Origin of the sequence: Pseudoalteromonas sp. SG41-5 (genome assembly GCF_014164495.1) — a bacterium.
In the GTDB taxonomy this organism is placed as follows: domain Bacteria; phylum Pseudomonadota; class Gammaproteobacteria; order Enterobacterales; family Alteromonadaceae; genus Pseudoalteromonas; species Pseudoalteromonas rhizosphaerae.
In genome coordinates, this window is sequence record NZ_JACJFH010000012.1 from 17,874 (window position 1) to 37,712 (window position 19,839).

The 19,839-nt window shown below is 40.5% G+C and carries 16 protein-coding genes; 3 read left to right on the plus strand and 13 right to left on the minus strand.

Translation table 11 applies throughout. The features are described 5' to 3' along the window. Positions 1–73 precede the first annotated feature (73 nt). The 7 genes from H5232_RS05155 to H5232_RS05185 form a co-directional block, all read right to left on the minus strand. On the minus strand, positions 74–292 hold the full coding sequence (locus H5232_RS05155) for a calmodulin (RefSeq protein WP_145241750.1): 219 nt from the start codon (positions 290–292) through the stop codon (positions 74–76). A gap of 77 nt (positions 293–369) precedes the next feature. Next, positions 370–582: a calmodulin gene (locus H5232_RS05160; RefSeq protein ID WP_182718501.1), complete on the minus strand. Its 213-nt coding sequence runs from the start codon at positions 580–582 to the stop codon at positions 370–372. A 452-nt stretch (positions 583–1,034) separates the two neighbouring features. Further along, a complete protein-coding gene (locus H5232_RS05165; protein ID WP_182740626.1) occupies positions 1,035–1,715 on the minus strand; it encodes a flagellar brake protein in 681 nt (226 codons plus the stop codon). A 54-nt stretch (positions 1,716–1,769) separates the two neighbouring features. Then, positions 1,770–3,221 (minus strand): TrkH family potassium uptake protein, encoded by a 1,452-nt coding sequence (locus H5232_RS05170; protein WP_182718503.1) that lies wholly within the window; start codon positions 3,219–3,221, stop codon positions 1,770–1,772. A gap of 51 nt (positions 3,222–3,272) precedes the next feature. After that, the gene (locus H5232_RS05175) at positions 3,273–3,887 is read right to left on the minus strand and encodes a YigZ family protein (protein ID WP_182740625.1); all 615 of its coding nucleotides are present in this window, start codon (positions 3,885–3,887) and stop codon (positions 3,273–3,275) included. 68 nt (positions 3,888–3,955) lie between these two features. Beyond that, positions 3,956–5,278, minus strand: a complete 1,323-nt coding sequence (pepQ, locus tag H5232_RS05180) for a Xaa-Pro dipeptidase (protein WP_182740624.1) — start codon at positions 5,276–5,278, stop codon at positions 3,956–3,958. Between the two features lie 88 nt (positions 5,279–5,366). Continuing rightward, the gene (locus H5232_RS05185) at positions 5,367–7,253 is read right to left on the minus strand and encodes a transglycosylase SLT domain-containing protein (protein WP_182740623.1); all 1,887 of its coding nucleotides are present in this window, start codon (positions 7,251–7,253) and stop codon (positions 5,367–5,369) included. Positions 7,254–7,447: 194 nt separating this feature from the next. Here H5232_RS05185 and fadB point away from each other — a divergent pair, with 194 nt between their 5' ends. The 3 genes from fadB to tusA all read left to right on the plus strand — a co-directional run bounded on the left by fadB (position 7,448) and on the right by tusA (position 11,224). Beyond that, the gene (gene fadB, locus H5232_RS05190) at positions 7,448–9,607 is read left to right on the plus strand and encodes a fatty acid oxidation complex subunit alpha FadB (protein ID WP_182718507.1); all 2,160 of its coding nucleotides are present in this window, start codon (positions 7,448–7,450) and stop codon (positions 9,605–9,607) included. A 4-nt stretch (positions 9,608–9,611) separates the two neighbouring features. Beyond that, positions 9,612–10,781 carry an acetyl-CoA C-acyltransferase FadA gene (gene fadA / locus H5232_RS05195; protein ID WP_149983177.1) on the plus strand — a complete coding sequence of 390 codons (1,170 nt, stop codon included), beginning with the start codon at positions 9,612–9,614 and terminating at the stop codon, positions 10,779–10,781. Positions 10,782–10,984: 203 nt separating this feature from the next. Continuing rightward, positions 10,985–11,224, plus strand: coding sequence for a sulfurtransferase TusA (tusA, locus tag H5232_RS05200; RefSeq protein WP_182718508.1), 240 nt, complete (start codon positions 10,985–10,987; stop codon positions 11,222–11,224). A 30-nt stretch (positions 11,225–11,254) separates the two neighbouring features. Here tusA and H5232_RS05205 read toward each other — a convergent pair whose 3' ends face one another. The 6 genes from H5232_RS05205 to gyrB form a co-directional block, all read right to left on the minus strand. Further along, positions 11,255–13,066, minus strand: coding sequence for a DUF4105 domain-containing protein (locus H5232_RS05205; RefSeq protein ID WP_182761696.1), 1,812 nt, complete (start codon positions 13,064–13,066; stop codon positions 11,255–11,257). Between the two features lie 37 nt (positions 13,067–13,103). Continuing rightward, the gene (locus H5232_RS05210; RefSeq protein ID WP_182830605.1) at positions 13,104–13,571 is read right to left on the minus strand and encodes a DUF3015 family protein; all 468 of its coding nucleotides are present in this window, start codon (positions 13,569–13,571) and stop codon (positions 13,104–13,106) included. A gap of 201 nt (positions 13,572–13,772) precedes the next feature. Further along, positions 13,773–14,222: a hypothetical protein gene (locus H5232_RS05215; RefSeq protein ID WP_182830606.1), complete on the minus strand. Its 450-nt coding sequence runs from the start codon at positions 14,220–14,222 to the stop codon at positions 13,773–13,775. Between the two features lie 61 nt (positions 14,223–14,283). Beyond that, positions 14,284–16,353: a glycine--tRNA ligase subunit beta gene (glyS, locus tag H5232_RS05220; protein WP_182767839.1), complete on the minus strand. Its 2,070-nt coding sequence runs from the start codon at positions 16,351–16,353 to the stop codon at positions 14,284–14,286. Positions 16,354–16,355: 2 nt separating this feature from the next. Then, positions 16,356–17,258, minus strand: coding sequence for a glycine--tRNA ligase subunit alpha (gene glyQ / locus H5232_RS05225; RefSeq protein WP_145241722.1), 903 nt, complete (start codon positions 17,256–17,258; stop codon positions 16,356–16,358). Positions 17,259–17,401: 143 nt separating this feature from the next. After that, positions 17,402–19,828, minus strand: coding sequence for a DNA topoisomerase (ATP-hydrolyzing) subunit B (gyrB, locus tag H5232_RS05230; RefSeq protein ID WP_182830607.1), 2,427 nt, complete (start codon positions 19,826–19,828; stop codon positions 17,402–17,404). Positions 19,829–19,839: the final 11 nt, after the last annotated feature.

Sequence of the window (19,839 nt, forward strand, 5' to 3'; positions counted from 1 at the left end):
TTATCCTTTATCATGGGTTCCCTGCCCACTTAGGTTGTCTTTGGCAACTCAGGATAAACTCAGTATTAGGTTATTAAGCTTTTGAAAACTCTTCTTTTGATAACTCACCGTTTTGGTCAGTATCACGCTCTGCAAATCTATTTAAAAGCTCAGCATCTTCTGCGGCTTCAACTTGACTGATCACACCATTTTCATCAACATCAAGGGTATCGAAGTCTAACGCCTCAAAGGCAAATGCTGCTGATGAAGAGGTTAATGCAATAAGTACTATCGCTTTATTTAGTATGTTCATTGGTTATCTCCTTTCACCTGAGATGATGAATAGTGTGTTACGAAGTCCTTTTCATTTTTCCCTGTCAAAAAGCGACATTAAGCTTTTGAAAACTCTGCTTTTGAAAGCTCGCCGTTACCGTCGCTATCAAGCTCTGCAAATTGGCTCATAAGCTCAGCATCAACTGAAGCTTCACTTTGGCTAATTGCGCCATTACCATCAACATCTAATGTGTCAAAGTCTGTTGCAGCAAATGCGGCTGAAGAAGATGCTAGAGCAATAAGTGCCAACGTTTTATTTAATGTGTTCATAATAAATATTCCTTCAATGTTTATGGTTTCGAACGATGTGCTAATCACATTTTCGTTCTGTACAACTAGACTATTACAACTTCGGTGCCACATTTTAAAAAACCTTTAAAATCAAATTGTTAAAAATAAATTTTACTTTTGACTGGCTATTTACGGTGTTTTTTGTTGCTTTTTAGCAACACGTAAACCACCTATAAAATATAGTTTATAAAAATCAATTGATTAGGTTTAATAGAAAAGACACAGATCAGTACTTACAGTGTTCGTATTTATATTTTTATAGGCAAGAAAAGTGACAGGCGCTGAAATTAACCAGCTGAAAACTAGCAACTGAAATAAATAAAAAATCTATGTTACTGATAATTAATAACAATAAAAATAAATTTAGAGTTCTTTAAGGTAGGTTACGGTATATCCGCTATTTTGTCGCAAAATAGCGAATATGCACAAATTTACACCAGCGGCTCAAGCACTGAAAGGTCAATAAAGTGGTCTTTCATGAAAGTTTTCATCTCGTCTTCACTTGCCGTTAGTTGAATACCAAACTGCGCGCTAGTGGCATGGCTTTTAACACTGCATATTTGTCCGCTAAACTCAGTAACACCTTTATTATTTTTATCGAGCATAATATGACACTGAGTATTCTTTAATTCACTGAGATCAGCTTTGCTTTTTACATCAAACATCACCCCAGTTACTGAGATATCTTTAATAACTCCTTGCATCTCGCGTTCGTCATTAAACTTTATTTTTGCAGCTAATAATGTGGGAATACGAGTTTGTGATCGTAAACTAAATAATTGCACTTCAGTTGGGAAGTTTAAATAAATAAGCCGTGCCGGGTGCGACGACACTGACATAACCTGCTGACGAAATGCTATAACTTGCCCACCACCGCTTTCAAGCACCGCTCTGACGATCACCACAACACCATCTTTTAAATATTCCCCCGCGTTACCTAAACGCTTTGCTGAGGGGTAATTTAAGATCACAAAACGCTCATGCAATAAACCAACAAATTCAGTTTTAACTCGTTTGCTGGCTGTGGGTGTTAAGATTTCGACATCAACAATGCTACCAGCACTAATATAGGCAAGGTTTTCTAAGTTTAATTGTTGTCTTGTTTTTGCCATTTCCTTTCCAACTACAAATAAATCATCTTGTACAAGTAATCGCTTTTATACAAATTAACCACGCCAGAAGGTCGGTGTAAACAACACTAATAAGGTGAATATCTCTAATCGCCCAAACACCATCGCAATGGTTAATAGCCATTTAGCGCCATCACTAATAGCGCCATAATGCGACGCAACATCCCCCAAACCAGGGCCGAGGTTATTTAAGCAAGCTGCGGTGGCTGAGAACGCCGTTATGTTATCCATACCGGTCCCCATTAACGCTAACATAATAATGACAAATACCAACGCATAAGCAGAGAAAAATCCCCATACGGCTTCAACTACTTTATCTGGTAATGCCTTACGACCAAGTTTAATAGAGTAAATAGCACGAGGATGCACTAATCGATTAAGCTCACGTATTCCTTGCAGATAAAGTAAAAACACCCGAACTACTTTCATACCGCCGCCAGTGGAACCCGCACAACCACCAATAAAACTCGAAAATATCAGTAAAATAGGCAAGAACAACGGCCATGCTGAAAAATTATCGGTGGCAAAACCCGCAGTAGTACTAATTGATACCGCTTGAAATAATGCCTGATCGAGCGTTTCGTCACCGTTTGCATATATATTATTGGACGACAGTACCGTAAAACACACAATCACCAGCGCTAGTTGAATAAACAAAAACACTTTAAACTCAGGGTCGCGGATATACACCCTGAGATTTCGACTCGAAACAGCCGCGTAATGCAAGGTGAAATTAACGGCAGCGATGATTAGAAATATCACGCAAATAAAGTTGATTAATGGACTGTCGAAGTGTCCCATAGAAGCATCGTAAGTAGAGAATCCGCCTATTGCAACTGTAGAAAATGAATGACAAATTGCATCAAACCAATTCATTCCTGCAGCCCAATATGCCAAAGTACACGCCGTAGTTAACGACACATAAATATACCAAAGATGTTTTGCGGTATCGGCAATACGTGGCGTCATTTTGGAGTCTTTTACAGGTCCCGGAATTTCAGCTCGATACAACTGCATACCACCCACACCAAGCATGGGTAGTATCGCAACCGCAAGTACGATTATCCCCATACCGCCAAACCATTGTAATTGCTGACGATAAAATAATACCGATTTAGGAAGATACTCAATGCCCGTGAGTACAGTTGCTCCTGTCGTCGTTAAACCTGAGAACGCTTCAAATACCGCATCTGCTAAGGATAAATTAGGTTCTTGTAAAAAAATCAGCGGTAAAGATGCGAATGCCCCTAGAACTAACCAAAATAGCACCACAATTAAAAAGCCTTCGCGTGCTTTCAAATCCCCATGCTCATGGCGGTTAGGGTAGTAAGCAATTAAGCCAATAATTACACTGAATATAAATGCGAGGACAAATGGCACACCACCACCATCTTTATAAATGAGCGATACAATTGCCGGCGGCACCATAGTGATACTAAACAGTACAACCAATTGGCCGAGAATTTTTATGATGGTACGAAATTGCATTGAGCTATCGCTTTTTTATTAAGTAATGATTAGTGCGTGAATGCTATTGTCTTACTCTTTAATACTTAACTCAACCGCGCCATGACTCAAATCATAAATATCTTTTATGGCTTGTGTGGCTTGGCGGCTATCTATAGTGATAACCCATTCAATATTAGCAGTAAATTGCTTTTCTATGTTAAGTACTTGATATTGCGTTTTTAGTAACTGCTCTATCGCTCCTTGCGTGCTGTAATCACTACAGCCCACCAGCTCAACACTAGGAACTTTTAATGTGGTTGTTAAATGTGCCAAGGCATTATTTAGCGAGCCACCATATGCTCTGACTAATCCGCCAGTGCCTAATTTTATACCGCCAAAGTAACGAGTAACCACAGCAGTGATTTCTCCAAGCCCAGAGCCCATTAACACATTAAGCATAGGCTTTCCTGCCGTACCATTTGGTTCACCATCATCAGAGAAACCATAAACATGACTACCACCTGGATTGCCTGCAACATGCGCCCAACAGTTATGACGAGCATCACTGTATTTACTTTCAATCTCACGGATAAACGCTTTTGCCGAGGCTAAATCTGGCGTATGAGCGATATGCACAATAAAGGTGCTTTTTTTTATTTCTTCTTGATGAAAAACGGTTGCTGCTGGGTACTTATATTCTGACATTCTTTAATAAACCCAAATAATGAAGCAAAAAATGGGGCCATATGGCCCCAACTTTTAACACCTGATAATTAATCTAACGATAAATCACGGGTCATATTTTCTAAGCTATCTTCGTGAACAATAATATTGTCCTCGATACGAATACCACCAAATGGTTTAAACGCTTCAACCTTTTCCCAGTTAATAAACTGTTTGTTGTCAGTTTGCGCTAAATCGCCAAGTAATGAATCGATAAAGTACAAACCAGGTTCAATCGTGAATACTTGGTTTTTCTCAATCAAGCGCGTGCAACGCAAGAATGGATGACCTTCAGGTGGGGCTTGATGTGTACCCTTTTCATCAGCCATAAAACCACCCATATCATGTACTTGTAAACCAAGATGATGACCAAGTCCATGCGGGAAGAAAGTCGACGTAATACCGCGCTCAACGATCTCAGCAGCTGGTAACTTAACAATATTAAAATCACTAAGCACCTGAGCAATACGTTGATGGCAATCTAAGTGCAGTTCACCGTATAACAAGCCTGGTTTCAATGCTTTACCCAATGCAATTTGGTGTTGTGTCATTGCGGCAATTAATTCGGCAAACTCGCCCGACTTTTTAAAATCATAAGTACGAGTTATATCTGCAGCATAACCATGAAAGTTAGCGCCAGCATCAATTAAGAACGAATGATGTGCCTTTGGGGCTTGAGGCTCAAAATGAGTGTAGTGCAAAATAGCGCAATTTTCGTTAAGCGCAACAATATTGCCATACGGCATTTCGTTTTCGCTTTGGCGAGTAGCCATTAAATACGCTTGCTGAATATCAAATTCAGAGCCACCGTTAAAAAAGGTATCACGCGCCGCTTTATGGCCATCAACCGCAATACGGTTAGCTTGGCGTAAGCATTCAAGTTCGTATTGAGTTTTATAAGCGCGGTGGTAATTAAAGTAATTGAGCACCGGCTCTGGATTCATAATGCTAAAGCCTAGCGCTTGGGCTACTTCTAGGTATTCTCCGATATAAGCGTACTTCGCTTTATCGTACGGTAATAGTTTTTCAACTTGATCAGGCTGTAATAATAGCTCGATATCAAAGTAATCAGCCCAAAAATCTCGTGGCTCATCTGGCACTTTGTGCCAAAAGTCGACTGGGCGATAAAAAATTAGTTTTGGCTTATCACTGCCATTTACAACAATCCAACAATGTGGATTATCGATGACCGGTAACCAAGCTTTAAAATGCGGGTTAACTTTAAACGGATAATACATATCGTCTAAAAACTGACGTTTAGCTTGTCCAGAATGGATCACTAAACCTTCTAATCCTTCACGTTCAATAATAGTACGAGTACGCTGCTGCAGTGTTGCAATATGTTCGGCATATAAAACGGCTAATTTATCCATAGAAAACCCATCTGTTAAATTTAACTTATTTCAAGTCTAACATAGACCCTGTTTAACCCCAATGCAGATGCGCTAAAGCACTTGTGCCTTAGCCACCCATCTTCATATCCAATATTGGTGCCAATATATTTCCTTCGCGCCCTAAACGCGTGTGATAAACCTGACGATATGCAAATACATTTTTTACGTACTCCCGAGTTTCACGATACGGGATAAGCTCAATCCATAATTCAGCAGGCATGGCTTCATCTGGTAGCCACTTTCTGATTCTATGGTAACCGGCGTTATACGAGGCTGTAGCTAGTATTTCGTTGCCATGGTTTTTCTTTTTTAAGTATTCTAAATACTCTGTACCTAAACGTATATTGGTCTTAGGTTGACTTAAACGGTTTCCTGAAACAGTACTTTTATTTACATACTTTGCTGTACTTGGTAATAGCTGCATTAAGCCACGCGCATTAGCATGAGAACGTGCATCAGGTGCAAAAGAGCTTTCACGGCGCGAAATAGCAATGCTCCAAGTAACATCTATATGATTACGTTTACTATAACGTTCAAATAAATCTTGAAAAGCAAATGGGAAACGTAACTCTACATAATCCCATGCCTTAATTTGCGCTAAAGTATAAATAGTACTGTCGTACCAATCTAATTCTGCTGCGAGTTTTGAAGCCGCGAGCTTTTCTTCATCGCTAGAAGTGCTTGTTAAATAATTCCATTCGCGACGAGCAGAAGTAAACCGCTCAAGTTCATACATCGCTTTAGCACGTTTAAAACCAGGGGCATTAGCCACCTCATGCATTAATTTGTCGCTCACTAACAATGGTTGATTATTGAGCTCAATAGGTAAACCCAACCGCGCAGCAGCCAAAAATCCATAATAATCACGCTCTTTTGCGACTATTTGCCAAATAGCTTTAGCACGCTGTGTATCACCTCGTTGTTCTAAACTATACGCTAACCAATATTGCTGACCCAGACTAAGATTTTCTTTACCTGTAAAAAACGCCACAATGCCCGACCAATCTTGGGTTTTTAGCATATTGCCTAACTGCCATTGCATTAATTTACGATCTTGGCGATCTTTGGGCACTTTACTCAACCAAAAACGCGCCTCAGGGTGGCCACTTGATGCCAGCGATAAAGCAAAACTATAATAAACATCAGCCTTTTGCTCGTCAGAATAGTTAAACATTTTGTCTAACTTTTCCCACGCCTTAAGTGCCAAGGTTTTATCTCGCCAAATTAAGCGTTTAATTCCATAGTGTGCAATTTCACTTTCTTTAACTGTTTTATGCTTATAGCGGTACATTCCTGCTACTGCACTGGGATCACTGCGAACTTTTCGGTAAAAGTCAGCCAAGTATTGCTCATTTTTCGGTAATAAGGTTTTTAAGTATGGCAGTAAGCTTTGCGAGCCACCTTGTGCCGATAACGTAATGCGTTGCCATATTTGCTCTTGGCTCATATAACCTTTTTTACGCCAAACATTAAATAGTGAATCGCATTCTTCTGGCTGTGATTTCCCGACAGTCCATAAATTTGTTACTTGACTCATTATCGCTTGTTCCGGCGCCCCTAAATCAAGCTGATACTGCAGGTAAGTGCAAGTCAGCTCACTATTTGTAGTCTCGCGATAATTATTAATAAAAGCAGCTTTGCGGTTTTGCTTTTGTAAATTCTGCAGCCATGCTTTGCGCACCGGCCACTCTAAAGGCGTACTTTGATAAATAGTTAAATAACGCTCTATTTCAGATTGATGCTCAATATCAGGATGGCGCTGCCAATAGAGTTGCTCTACATAAGGCTTTAATGGATGGTCTAGCTGTGCAACGACTTCCTTAAACTCTTGATAACTAGCATATTTGACTTTTTTTTCAGCATCTAAAAATGCGTCATGCTCCGTATTAGCGTAGGCAGAAAATAAAGGAAATAATAATGCTGCTGCCGTTACACTTAAAAATTGTTTTTTCATGATGACCTTAAATATTCAAAGGTAAATAAAAGACAAACACTTCGCCTACACCTTAGCACCAAACAAGCTATATTTTAACCAGTAGTAAGACACCACAGTAAATTTTTCGTTGCATTTTTAATTTAAAGCAAGCACACTGATTGAAATGCAAACTCATCGTACCAGTCTTAGTTCACTAACTAGGGAGAATAATAATGTTATATAAAAGCGATTCCTTTGAAGTTGCTTTCATCAAGGATAATATCGCCGAGTTCAAATTTTGTGTTGCAGGTTCTGTAAACACTTTGTCTCAGCAAACCTTGAAAGATTGCGCCTCTGCATTAAAAGAATTAGCCGCAAACAGTGATATCAAAGGCATGATTTTTACCAGTGATAAAGAACACTTTATTATTGGCGCCGATATTTTCGAGTTTTTACCTACCTTTACTAAACCAGAAGCTGAATTAGTAACGTGGATCAAAGATGCCACTGATGTTTTTGACGCGCTAGAAGATTTACCATTCCCAACTTTAAGCGCTATCAATGGCTTAGCACTTGGTGGTGGTTGTGAGTGGGTACTCGCTACCGATTATCGTGTTGCTAGCACTGATGCTAAAATTGGCCTACCAGAAGTAAAACTTGGCATCATGCCTGGATTTGGCGGCACAGTTCGCTTACCACGCATTGTTGGTGCTGATAATGCGATGCTTTGGATCACCTCTGGTGCCGAAAACCGCGCAGCTGATGCTTTAAAAGTAGGTGCTGTTGACGCTGTAGTTAGTGCTGACAAACTTATAGAGTCAGGAATTTCAACGCTTGAATTAGCTATCTCTGGAAAACTAGATTGGCAAGCTAAGCGACAAGTAAAATTACAACCACTTAAATTGAACCGTGTTGAGCAAGGTATGAGCTTTGCAATGGCTGAAGGTATGGTTATGGGTAAAACCAAAGGCCACTATCCTGCTCCTATTATGGCAGTTCGCACTATTAAAGCAGCAGCAAACTGTGAACGCGCCGAAGCAATGGCGATTGAAAATGCCAACTTTGCTAAATTAGCACGCACCCCAGAAGCGGCAGCCCAAACGGGTATTTTCTTAGCAGATCAATACATCAAAGGTAAAGCGCGCAAGCAAGCTAAAACTAGTGATGTAGTAATTAAACAAGCTGCAGTACTTGGTGCTGGCATTATGGGTGGCGGTATCGCTTACCAGTCAGCTTATAAAGGAACACCTATTATAATGAAAGACATCCAACAGGATGCGCTTGATTTAGGTATGGGTGAAGCATCTAAGCTATTAGGTCAAAAAGTTCAACGCGGCCATATGGCGATGGACAAAATGGTAGCAACGTTAGGTAAAATCAAACCAACTCTTAATGATAGCGATTTACAAAGCGCTGATATCATTGTTGAAGCAGTTGTCGAAAACCCTAAAGTTAAACAAGCCGTTTTAGCCGGTCTTGAAAAAGACATGCCTGCAGGCACTATCCTAACGTCTAACACATCAACTATTCGTATTGATGAATTAGCCACGGCTCTTGAAAAACCTGAAAATTTCTGTGGTATGCACTTCTTTAACCCAGTACCAAAAATGCCACTGGTAGAAATTATTCGCGGTGAGAAAACCTCAGAGCAAACTATTAACGCTGTTGTTGATTACGCCTTAAAGTTAGGTAAATCACCTATCGTTGTTAACGATTGCCCAGGATTCTTTGTAAACCGTGTATTATTCCCATACTTTGCCGGCTTTAGTAAGTTAGTTGTTGAAGGCGCTGATTTTGCCAAAGTAGATAAAGTAATGGAAAACGTATTTGGCTGGCCTATGGGTCCTGCATACTTACTTGATGTTGTTGGTATTGATACGGCTTACCACTGTACTGGCGTGATGGCAGATGGTTTCCCTGAGCGCATGTCACGTGCCGAAAAAGATCCGGTAACAATATTCGCTAACGAAAAGCGTTTTGGTCAAAAGAACAAAGCGGGTTTCTACCAGTATGCTCCGGATCGTCGCGGTCGCTTGAAAAAAGCTCAAGATCCACAAGCCGTTGAGCTACTTAGTTCAATCACTGATGCACCGAAAGAGTTTGATAAACAAGAAATTATCGACCGTTGTATGATACCAATGATCAACGAAGTGCTACTGTGTTTACAAGAAAACATTGTTGCTTCTCCACAAGAAGCTGATATGGCACTTATTTATGGTATTGGTTTCCCTCCATTTAGAGGCGGCGCGTTCCGTTACTTAGATCAAACTGGACTAGCTAACTTTGTTGCAACAGCTGACAAATACGCTCATCTAGGTGCGATTTACCAAGTATCTGAACAAACTCGCAAATGGGCTGAAGAAGGCCGTATTTTCTATAAGGTGGAAGGATAAGACCATGAATACTCCAGTAATTGTAGATTGTATCCGCACGCCAATGGGCCGTTCAAAAAACGGTGTATTTAAACATAAGCGTGCCGAAGATTTAAGCGCCCACTTAATGAAGGGCTTACTTGATCGCAACCCAGCCGTTGATCCAGCATCGATTGACGATATCTATTGGGGTTGTGTACAACAAACTTTAGAGCAAGGTTTTAACGTTGCTCGTAATGCCGCATTACTTGCCGGCATTCCTCACACAGTGCCAGCGGTAACAGTAAACCGCTTATGTGGATCATCAATGCAAGCATTACACGATGCTGCTCGCGCAATCATGACTGGCGCTGGTGATACCTACATCATTGGTGGTGTTGAGCACATGGGTCATGTGCCAATGACCCACGGTAACGACTTTCACCCAGGCTTAGCAACTTCAATTGCACAAGCATCTGGCTCAATGGGCTTAACCGCAGAGTACCTTGCAACTATTCACGGTATTACCCGTGAGCAGCAAGACCAATTTGCATACCGCTCACATCAACGAGCTCATGCAGCAACGGTTGAAGGACGTTTCCGCCGCGAAATCCTCGCAATGGAAGGTCATGACGCAGATGGTTCACTGATTTTAGTTGAAGATGACGAAGTAATTCGCCCGGAAACAACCGTAGAAGGCTTATCACAGCTACGCCCAGTATTTAACCCAGCATCGGGCTCAGTCACTGCCGGTACGTCTTCAGCTCTTTCTGACGGCGCATCTGCTATGTTAGTAATGAGCGAAGAAAAAGCCAAAGCTTTAGGCTTACCAATTCGTGCACGTGTTAAAGCCATGGCGGTTGCAGGTTGCGATCCATCAATCATGGGTTACGGCCCAGTACCAGCAAGTAAAAAAGCATTAGCGCAAGCCGGTATCACTATTGATGATATCGATGTTGCCGAGCTTAACGAAGCATTCGCAGCACAATCACTACCAGTATTAAAAGACCTAGGTCTTGCTGATGTAGTTGATGAAAAAGTGAATTTAAACGGCGGCGCTATCGCTCTGGGTCATCCTTTGGGTTGTTCTGGCTCACGTATTAGCACCTCGTTAATCCACTTGATGGAAGATAAAAATGCACGCTATGGTTTAGCCACTATGTGTATTGGTTTAGGCCAAGGCATCGCAACGGTATTTGAACGTGTGCAAGATTAATAAAATGTATTAAGTAATACCTTGGTGATAAAAAGCCGCGTCGATTTATAAATCGACGCGGCTTTTTTATAATTAATTTTTTGCAGCTAAGTTATGTCGCTTTATAAGCACAAGTGAAGTGACTTTATTTATCAGGCTGAGGTCGTTAAACTAGCAGCCTTAAACTAATCGTTAAGCGCTAAATAAACAGTAAAGGTTATGCAATGAGTTTTGAGAATCCCGATCACCAATTAGATGCCATTGGCCTACGCTGTCCGGAGCCTGTAATGATGATCAGAAGCGCGGTACGTAAAATGGAAAATGGCGAAACTTTATTAATTATTGCCGACGACCCATCCACCACCCGTGATATCCCCAGTTTCTGCCGCTTTATGGATCACACATTGTTAGAAAAGGAAGTGGATGCAGTACCGTATCGATATTTAGTGAAAAAAGGGCTATAAATCAATAATTAACCATAATTAAAACATTCATTAATCCCAGTAAAAGTTTATTTTCAGCTGCCACTGAAACTCTGTTGCATGTTTATAACCAAATCGTATATCGAAATCTTGATTGATAGGCACTGATAGCTCGATGTTAGTTGCAATACCGCTTAACTGTTGGTGATAAAACTTCTCAATTGATGTTCTTAGTTTTAAATTAGAAGTTACAGTCGTTAAAAATCCTAGCTCTATTGAAGTATCCAGCCATTGTTGGGTGCTTTGTAATTCACCAGCATAACCATTAATCATACCGTACACTAGCGACTGATTAGCATTTAATAACCATGACTTTCCAACTCCTGCCATGGCAAATGTACTTGAGCAACTAAAGCACTGGCTGCGATTTCTTTCATAACCTACATTTATCTGCCATGCCCAACCGCCTTCATTTGGCCACTGGCTATAGGCTGGGTTAAATGATTCTAGATCTAAAAGATGTAATTTTTCTAGATATAACTGCGAATCAAATAAAGCAACTTCAACATCCAACATCTCTAAATTAGAGTAAGGAACTCTGGCAATATCAGAAGCTAATGAATCAAAATAACTTAATCTGAAACCTAAATTTAGACTTTGTTCATTTTTATACACAGTCGAAGAAATAGATATATTTGAGGGTTTCTGAGCTGAATGCGGTGCATGTTTATCATAATTAATAAAAGAGGTTTCTTTACCTGGAGGTAGGACTAAACGAGCTTTAATAAGAGCTTTTTTTAACTTTTCAATGTGTTCAACATCATATTTTTTTATTTGTTGCAACTGAACAAACTCAAAAAGAGTTTCAATAATTCGTTTTTTAGTTACCACATCTAGATTTGTAAATGTCGGCTCAAAAAGTATATTTTGCGAATGATAAATAGCTAAAGCCAGCTTGGAGTCTTTCGCTGAAAGATTGTTTTCATATTGATGAAAAACACTACTTCTTGAAGGAGTAAACTCAATCTGTTTTACTAGCTTTTCGTTATTATATTGAGCACTATTTAAGCGAGAAAAAATAGTCGCAGGAATAACCCAAGGCGAAAGCTCATTCGTTAACTGCTCCCCTATAATTAATTCAACAACCCTTGCGATATGAAATGCACAGTTTTCATCCGCAAAATAGTAAGAATACTTAGCCCCCATAATTTCCCATAAATGATTAGTTAAAAAGAGGACGTCTTCTTGGCTAAAGTTAAGCTTATATTCCCATATATCTCTCAGCTCTATTTCACCATAGTTATGTTGATGACGGTAAAATAGTTGATCAGAAAAACCGGCCTCGTAACCGCCAAATAGCCCTTTCGTAATATAGACCAAACCGTTTTCATTATCAGGAACTAGTGCGCCATAATTTAAGCTATAATCTAGTAACTTATTGTGCTCTGGCGTTGATCTATTTAGCTTTAAAAGCATATGACCATAAAGCGAAGCCGGATTACTCATATACCCTGAAGCAAAGACTAAACTTACAGAGTGAATCGGTTGTTTATCTCTCCACTCTATAAGTTCGGTGCATTCAACCTTTGGCTCTGAGAATTCAAGCCCTTGTGATAGTAACCACTGATATCTAGCAGGATATTTGCATTGCATTTGTGCGTCTTTATTAAATGCATCAATCGTTGCTTTTAACTCGGATGAAGGGTTATTTTTGCCATTTTTTGAGATAAAAAATGAATCACTCTCAATATAACTTTGAGGAGCTGATGCATTTTTATAATGCCCTAATTTCAACCAGGTTGGATGCTCGGAAAGTGAGCTAGATGAATAAGATGAAAACGTAGCAAACAGTGCTAGTGCTGGTAAGTATTTGATTGTAGTCATAAGTATGAGTAGGTGCTGACACCTACTCTATTAACAGTTAAATAACTGGGCAAGTAGCTGCAAACTGTGTTGTCACTTTGCTTTCAACAATTGCATATAATGCTTGAGGGTCTTGAGCAGGTTTAGTCGCAAAATCGCTACGGATAGCATTTACAATTTGACCATGAGAACTAGCGTCACAACCACGCACATTTAACATTGCAGTAACATAATCACCTTCACCTTCAGCAATTTCTTGCTCAAGTACAGGGAATGTTTGTTGAATAAATAGAGCTGTTTTTGCACCTGCGCCTTCACAGCTACCAACAGATGATATATTTGAAGATACTGCTGTAGTACCTAAATCCCAAATAATATTTGAAATTGCTGCTGCGGTTCCATTCTCTGGGAATATCATTGCGCCGATACCACAATCCTGCCAAGGGTTAACGCCCTCTTTAGCCTGTAATGGAGCAGCTATAAAAGCCCCCGCTAAAACAACTGCTGTTACTGTAGTTTTTAACATTTGTAATCCTATTTTAATTTTTTTTATTCATATAAACGAGCAGAGTATAGTGATATCGAGCTCTTTATAGATTTTAAAGAAGTTTTGATATAATACTCAAAAATGATTGACTACGATTAACGCAAAAAATCAATAACAATATTAACAGGATGTAATTACTTTTGTAAATATAATCAGTGTACTCAAACCTCAATCTCTACCTCACTTCTTGGTTATTGTTACTTTTGGCTGATCGTTATTATGATAATCGATACTAACGATGTAGCTGCCTTTAATTGCAGGAGTGAAGCTAAAGTAATTATAGGTAGTATTGCAATCTGCTTTGACGCTTTGCCCTAACGTCAGAGATTGACCGGTTGGATCTTGTTCACTGAACCCACAGTTATAACCTGCGCTCCACTCCATATCAGCGATTTTAAACTCATACACTTTACCCGGTGTTGAAAACTTTACTTGTGCTTGATAAAGCGCAGGCGCGACTTGAGTAAATTCATATTGCGTTTCTGCATCCCATAAATTGAAGTCGCCGCGTAGGTACATTGTACGGTCAAGTGCTTGGCCTGGCAGTACATCGCTAAGATCTGGCATTTGTATTTGGCTCGAACAAGCACTCAGTAAAGCAACTAGAGCCACTGTTAATATACGTTTCATAGGTATTCCCTCTAATACTAAAAAGCCAGCATAGCTGCTGGCTTTTTAAGCGAAGCTGAATTTATTTCTGTAATACAGAAATATCAGCAATATCTAAAAATAGACCACTCAGTTGACTTAGTAATGCTAAACGGTTTTGCTTAACGGCTTCATCGTCTGCCATTACCATCACGTTGTCGAAGAAGTTATCAACACTTTCACGAATACCCGCAAGTTGGGCAAGCGCTTCTTGATAGTCGCCAGCCGCGTATAACGGCGCTAATTCAGTGGCAAACTTAGCAACTTGTGCCGCTAATGCCTTTTCGGCATCATCGTTTAATAAGCTCTCGTCAACAGTGCCTTGCGTTGTAATATCATTTTTAGCCAGAATATTACTTACCCGTTTATTAGCTGCTGCAAGCGCTTCTGCGGCGTCTAATGTACGGAAGTGACTAACCGCTTTAACACGACGGTCAAAATCAACAGGCTTAGTTGGGCGACGCACTAGTACTGCTTGAATAACGTCTACTTCAATGCCTTCGTCTTGATACCAAGCGCGGAAGCGCCCTAGCATAAATTCAAATACATCGGCTGATACATTTAAGTTAGTTAGCTTATCGCCAAACAGGGTTTGTGATTTTGCGACTAGATCTAAAATATCAAGTGGTAGTTCTTTTTCTACCATGATACGCAGCGCACCAATGGCAGCACGACGAAGCGCAAATGGATCTTTATCACCCTTTGGTGCTTGGCCAATACCAAAAATACCTACTAGTGTATCGAACTTATCGGCAATCGCTACTGCGCAGCTAATTAAGTTTGTAGGTAAATTATCACCGGCAAAACGCGGCATGTATTGCTCGTTTTGGGCAATGGCAACATCTTCGGCTTCACCGTCATGGCGTGCATAGTGCATCCCCATCACACCTTGTACGTCAGTAAACTCCATCACCATTTCGGTCATTAGATCGGTTTTACTTAATAAACCAGCACGCTTAGCAAGTGTTTTATCGGCACCTAATTGCTCAGCAATGTAACCAGCAAGTTCACTAATACGCTCTGACTTATCTTTAAGCGTACCTAATTGCTGTTGGAACAATACGCTATTAAGTGACTCTAAACGGCTTTCAAGAGTTTTCTTTTTATCTGTTTCAAAGAAGAACTGCGCGTCAGCTAAACGCGGGCGCACTACTTTCTCGTTACCAGCGATAACTACGCTTGGGTTTTTGCTTTCGATATTTGAAACAAATAAAAACTTGTTAAGTAGCTTGCCGTCTTGATCAAGTAATGGGAAGTATTTTTGATCGTCTTTCATGGTGTAGATCAGCGCTTCGGCTGGTACATCTAAAAACGCTTCTTCAAATGTTGCAGTAAGAGTTACTGGCCATTCAACCAATGAAGTTACCTCTTCAAGTAAATCTTCATCCATAGCTACTACTGCATTAACAGCTGTTGCTGCAGCTTCGATTTGGCTACGAATTTGTGCTTTACGCTGCTGGTAATCAGCAACAACATGTGCAGACTTAAGCACCTCAAAAACATCATCAGCGTGTTTGATTGTGATTTTTTCTGGATGATGAAAACGATGGCCTTGCAGTTGGTTACCCACTGCTTTACCAAGGACTTCGCCTTCAATTAGCTGATCGCCAAACAAAATAGTTGCGGTATGAACAGGACGAATAAATTGTGTTTTATTCGCCCCCCAACGCATTGGTTTAGGAATCGGAAGTTTAGCTAACGCTTTATTTACCGCATCAGCCATCAAGGCTGTGGTTTCTTTGCCTGCTACTTTAGCAATGTGTAACAACCATGCACCTTTATCGGTCTCGAGTGTTTGCGCTTCACTTACTTCAATACCACAACCACGAGCCCAACCCATTGCAGCTTTGGTCGGCTTGCCATCGGCATCAAATGCAGCCTTCGTTGCAGGGCCACGTTTTTCTACTTCTTTGTCTTGTTGCTGAGCTTCAAGTGCTGTTACTTGTAAACCTAAACGACGAGGAGATGCATACCAGCTTACGCCTTGGTGATTAAGCTCTAGGCTCTCAAGCTCTGCAGTTAGATTTGCAGCAAATGCTTCGGCAAGTTTACGCAATGATTTTGGTGGCAACTCTTCGGTGCCAATTTCTACTAATAAATTTTGTGCTGACATGCTTACTTATCCTTACACAACGGGAAACCAAGCGCTTCGCGTTTGTCATAATAACTTTGTGCACACGCTTTAGATAATGCACGAACGCGCAAGATATAACGCTGGCGCTCTGTCACCGAAATAGCATGACGTGCATCCAATAAGTTAAATGCGTGTGATGCTTTCATTACTTGCTCATAAGCAGGTAATGGTAAGCTTGCTTCAATTAGCTTTTGGCTCTCAGCTTCGCATTTATCAAACTGGGCAAATAAATCGTCAACATTTGCATGCTCAAAGTTATAAGTTGATTGCTCAACTTCGTTCTGATGGAATACATCACCGTAAGTAACACGACCCATTGGGCCATCAGCCCATACTAGATCGTAGATGCTATCTACGCCTTGAATGTACATAGCTAAACGCTCAAGACCATAAGTGATCTCACCAGTAACAGGAGAGCACTCTAAGCCCCCTACTTGTTGGAAGTAGGTAAACTGGGTTACTTCCATACCGTTTAACCAGATCTCCCAACCAAGACCCCATGCGCCTAGCGTAGGTGATTCCCAGTTGTCTTCAACGAAGCGTACTTCGTCAGTAAGGGTATCAATGCCAACAGCCGCTAATGAGCCTAAATATAGCTCCTGGATGTTATCTGGTGATGGTTTTAATACGACTTGGAACTGGTAGTAATGTTGCAGGCGATTTGGATTCTCACCATAACGGCCATCGGTAGGACGACGACATGGTTGCACATACGCGCTCGACATTGGTTCAGGACCAATAGACTTTAAAAATGTTTGCGGATGAAATGTGCCTGCACCAACTTCCATATCAAGTGGCTGAATAATGACACAGCCTTGCTGTGCCCAGTAATCCTGTAAAGCCAGGATCAAACCTTGAAAGGTTTTAACGTCATATTTTTGCATATTTGGCTTTTAGTATCTGCTGTGATGTAGCGTGAAAATTACCTTCAGTATACCTTGTGCGTAGTCATGTTTTAAGCAGTTTGTGCAATTGAGAAAATAAAAAAGGAGCCTAAGGCTCCTTTTTTGTGATTACCATAATTTAATTATACGTCTAAGTTAACTACACGTAGTGCGTTAGTTTCGATAAACTCACGACGCGGCTCAACTTGGTCACCCATCAAGGTTGCGAATAATTGGTCTGCACCAACAGCATCTTCAATGGTTACTTGTAACATGCGACGCGCTGAAGGATCCATGGTAGTTTCCCACAGCTGACTTGGATTCATCTCACCTAGCCCTTTATAGCGCTGGATATATAGCCCACGCTTAGATTCTGCGATCAACCATTCCAATGCATCCACAAAGTTATCAACAGCTAGAGTCTTCTCACCACGTTGAATATAAGCACCTTCACTTAAGATATTGGCAATGTTAGTACCAGTTACTGCGATGCGTTTATAATCACGTGAAGAGATAAAGTCATGGCTTAGTACGTGTGCCTTATCAACACCGTGTTGGCGAATATTGATAACTGGGTAATATAAGTTACGTTCAGTATCATGCTCTGTTGCAGCCGCGAAGATAGTTGCATCTTCATCACGTGCGACTAAGTCATCGACTAACGTTTTGGTCCACTCGATTACTTTAGCTTCATCGGCTAAATCAGTTTCGTTTAGCTCTGTTTGATAAATCAAACGTTCCATAACCGTATTCGGGTATTTACGTTTTAAGCGCTCAATAACTTTAACTGTGTTTTGATAATCATGAACGATAGCCTCTAAAGCTTCACCTTCAAGTGCAGATGCATCAGAACCGGTATAAAGTGCGGCACCATTTAATGCTAATGAAGTTAGGTATTCGACAAGTGCTGGATCATCTTTAATATAGCGCTCTTGTTTACCTTTTTTCACTTTATAAAGTGGTGGTTGAGCAATATAGATATAACCACGTTCAACGATTTCTGGCATTTGACGGTAGAAAAAGGTCAATAGTAACGTACGAATGTGCGAACCATCGACGTCAGCATCGGTCATGATAATGATTCGGTGATAGCGTAATTTTTCAGGGTTATACTCATCGCGACCAATACCACAACCAAGGGCTGTAATTAACGTGGCAACTTCTTGTGAAGATAACATCTTATCAAAACGCGCTTTCTCTACGTTTAGTATTTTACCTTTAAGCGGAAGAATCGCTTGATTCTTACGGTTACGACCCTGCTTGGCTGATCCGCCAGCAGAGTCCCCTTCCACTATATATAGTTCAGACAGGGCTGGATCTTTTTCTTGGCAATCCGCTAACTTACCAGGTAAACCTGCTAAGTCCATTGCGCCTTTACGACGAGTCATTTCACGGGCTTTACGCGCCGCTTCACGAGCACGAGAAGCATCAATGATTTTACCAACAACTATTTTTGCATCTACTGGATTTTCTAATAAGAATTCAGTGAATTTCTCAGCCATTGCTTGTTCTACAGCTGATTTAACTTCGCTTGAAACTAGCTTATCTTTGGTTTGTGATGAGAACTTAGGATCAGGAACTTTAACACTAACAACTGCAGTTAAGCCTTCACGGGCATCATCGCCTGTTGCATTACTGGTTGTTTTAGCTTTTTTGTTAAAGCCTTCTTTTTCCATATAGTTGTTAAGTGTACGAGTTAGCGCAGATCTAAAACCGGCTAAGTGAGTACCACCATCACGTTGTGGAATGTTGTTTGTAAAACAGTAAATGTTTTCTTGGTAAGCATCATTCCACTGCATTGATACTTCAACGCTAATACCATCTTCTTCACGTTCATGAGTAAAGTGGAATACACCTTTATGAATAGGTGTTTTGTTACGGTTTAAATACTCAACGAAGGCACGAATACCCCCTTCATATTTAAAGTGGTCAGTTTTATTTTCTTCGCGTTCATCATTTAAAATAATACTCACACCTGAATTCAGGAATGATAACTCGCGTAAGCGCTTAGCTAAAATATCGTAATGGAAATCTAAATTTGTGAAAGTCTCACCACTTGGCCAAAAACGAAGTTCAGTACCTGTGGTTTCTGATTCGCCAATTACAGCTAGTGGCGCATCAGGAACACCCATAGTGTAAAATTGCTCATGTAGCTTGCCTTCACGACGAACTGTTAGCTTTAATTTTTCTGAAAGCGCATTTACTACTGAAACACCAACACCGTGTAAGCCGCCTGATACTTTATATGAGTTATCATCAAACTTACCACCAGCATGTAGTACTGTCATAATTACTTCAGCAGCTGACACGCCTTCTTCTTCATGAATTGAAGTTGGAATACCACGGCCGTTATCTCGAACAGAGACTGAACCATCTAAATGAATTGAGACAAAGATGTCATCACAATGACCTGCTAAGGCTTCATCGATAGAGTTATCAACGACTTCAAACACCATGTGGTGTAAGCCTGTGCCATCATCGGTGTCCCCTATATACATTCCAGGACGCTTTCTTACTGCGTCTAATCCTTTTAGTACTTTAATACTCGACGAATCGTAATTCTCAGACATGGTTAATCCCA